The organism is Actinomycetota bacterium (genome assembly GCA_005888325.1).
In the GTDB taxonomy this organism is placed as follows: domain Bacteria; phylum Actinomycetota; class Acidimicrobiia; order Acidimicrobiales; family AC-14; genus AC-14.
In genome coordinates, this window is the sequence record VAWU01000101.1 from 2054 (window position 1) to 4143 (window position 2090).

The following is a 2090-nucleotide window of genomic DNA, read 5'->3' on the forward strand; positions in this document are numbered from 1 at the left end:
AACTGGCTGGTGACCTGGCTCAGGTCGAAGTAGTCCCGCCACGCGCTGATCTTGCCGTCGGTTACCTCGAACGCACCCATGACCGGAATCTCAAACGACTTGTCGGGGAGCTTGAAGACGTCCACCCGCTCGGTCAATACGACCGGACCATCGACTGCGATGTTCACGATGCGAAGGTCGAGGCCCTCGACGCCAGGCGGACCCGGGCGGATGAACGTGACGAAGTTGTTGGCGATGGCCTCTCTGCCTCTGACCGGCGCCAACGGGATGTTGTGGTAGACGGCGTCATCGGTGAAGAACGCGGCCAGGGCATCGGCTTCCATGCCTTCGGACCACGCAAAGCAGAACCTGCGCACCACCTCGATCGCGCTCTCCATCTCGTTGCTCCTCCTTCAACCCTCCGGTCCGCCACTCAACTCCGATAGCTGCCGTGGCGAAACTCGTCAACGAGGCTCGGGTAGGACGGCTGCCAGCCAAGCTCGGTGCGGGCCAGGTCAGCGGTCGTGCCCTGATCGAGCAGGAGCACTTCAGCGAAGTAGTCGCCGAGTCGTGCACGCGCTTCGCTTCATCGTCTGAACCCGGGACGGCTCCCGGCGCGCCCGCAGCCACTGCTGCGGCCTCGGTGAGCTCCGCCACCGTTGCGTTCGAGCCGTCCCCGACGACGTAATAACCAGACGCGCGGTCGTTCTCCAGGACCCGGCGGAACACATTGGCCAGATCGGCGACATGGACGGTGGACCAGTGCTGTCGACCCGTACCGAGCATGATCAGATTGCCGTCACTGTCCCGAGGGGAAGCGAGCAATACGCCGGGGACGCCGCCGCCGCCATCGCCGTATGCCGTACTCGAGACGATCACAATCCCGCGCATGCCCTTTTCGGCGAGCACGCGCTGCTCGATCGGTTCCCTGAAGGCCACCAACGCCGGCGACTTGAACGGCGACGCCTCGGTGATCGACATGTTCGAACCGAAGGCCCAAAGACCGCTGATATGCGCGTACGGCTTGCCACTCGCCGGGTACGTCTTCACGGCGGCGTCCACCACCGCCGAATCCAGGTCCGCGCTCGTCGCGTCGCCAGGGCTGGCGGTGTGGACCGCGCCATCGGCATCGTTGAACACCTTGATGACCGCAGGCGTGTCGTACAAGTCGACGACGACTGCTTTCGCGCCCCGCTGCGCCACGGTCACGGCCTGCGTATCGTCACGGACGAGCGCAATCACGCCGTGCCCGTGGGACACCAACTCGGTCAGGATGTGCGACCCAATGAATCCGGTTGCACCGGTGAGTGCGACGTTCATTTGTCTTGCCTCCCGTCTTGGCCCGGCTCGGCGAGCACGAATCGGTCGATCGGCATCCTAGGCAACGGCACTTGCGTTGGCAAGCAACCGTTGGGCGGCACCGCCTGCGAGACAGCTGCGCCGACTTGGGCTTGCGGCGTACAGATGTTGCGTGGAGGAGCAAGTTATGCTCGGCGGATGGCGGACCTCGAGCCCCTCACGGCAACCGAGGAGGCGTTTTGGCGCGCGCTCATGCGCATCGTGTTGACGCTGCCGCGGCACCTCCACAACGACATGGTCCGCGCCACAGGGCTCTCGTCGAGCGAGTACACGGTCATCATGAACCTCTCGGAGGCGCCCAACCGTCAACTCCGGATGGCCGACCTTGCCAGTGCCACCGGACTGTCTCCCAGCAGGACCACTCGAGTGGTCGACGACCTCGAAAACCGTGGGCTGGTCACGAGGCGAACAAGTTCCGCCGACGCGCGCAGCAACTTGGCCGAGATCACCGCGCAAGGCCTGACCAAGCTGAGGTCGGCGTGGCCATCGCACTTGTCAAGTGTGCGCAACCGCGTCCTCGACCACGTCGATCCCCGAACGCTCACCAAGGCCGCACAAGCCCTAGAAGCCGTCGCGGCACAGTTGGAAAACGATCGCGCATGACCACATCAGTGATCGATGCCGCGGGATCGTTCGCGCTCGGCCGCCGGCTGGTGCACCGAGTGGGTTACGGCGCGATGCAGCTGGCGGGCGACAACGTCTTCGGGCCACCGCGCGACCGCTCCGAAGCACTACGAGTGCTGCGCGCCGCA

The 2090-nt window shown here is 65.0% G+C and carries 4 protein-coding genes; 2 read left to right on the plus strand and 2 right to left on the minus strand.

The features are described from left to right. Both E6G06_22460 and E6G06_22465 read right to left on the minus strand, forming a co-directional pair. Positions 1 to 377, minus strand: a 377-nt coding sequence (locus tag E6G06_22460) for a limonene-1,2-epoxide hydrolase (protein ID TML84626.1), incomplete at its 3' end; no start/stop codon positions are given. Further along, the gene (locus E6G06_22465) at positions 286 to 1299 is read right to left on the minus strand and encodes an NAD-dependent epimerase/dehydratase family protein (GenBank protein ID TML84623.1); all 1014 of its coding nucleotides are present in this window, start codon (positions 1297 to 1299) and stop codon (positions 286 to 288) included. The genes E6G06_22465 and E6G06_22460, both read right to left, overlap by 92 nt. Before the next feature lie 177 nt (positions 1300 to 1476). Between E6G06_22465 and E6G06_22470 the strand changes: the two genes are divergently transcribed. After that, on the plus strand, positions 1477 to 1941 hold the full coding sequence (locus E6G06_22470) for a winged helix-turn-helix transcriptional regulator (GenBank protein TML84624.1): 465 nt from the start codon (positions 1477 to 1479) through the stop codon (positions 1939 to 1941). Then, positions 1938 to 2090: oxidoreductase (locus E6G06_22475; protein ID TML84625.1), on the plus strand; the 153-nt coding region annotated here is incomplete at its 3' end. The genes E6G06_22470 and E6G06_22475, both read left to right, overlap by 4 nt.

Bases quoted from the DNA above. Each gene is read 5' to 3' on its own strand.
- E6G06_22465 (TML84623.1), bottom strand. From the start codon at position 1,299: ATGAACGTCGCACTCACCGGTGCAACCGGATTCATTGGGTCGCACATC.
- E6G06_22470 (TML84624.1), top strand. From the start codon at position 1,477: ATGGCGGACCTCGAGCCCCTCACGGCAACCGAGGAGGCGTTTTGGCGC.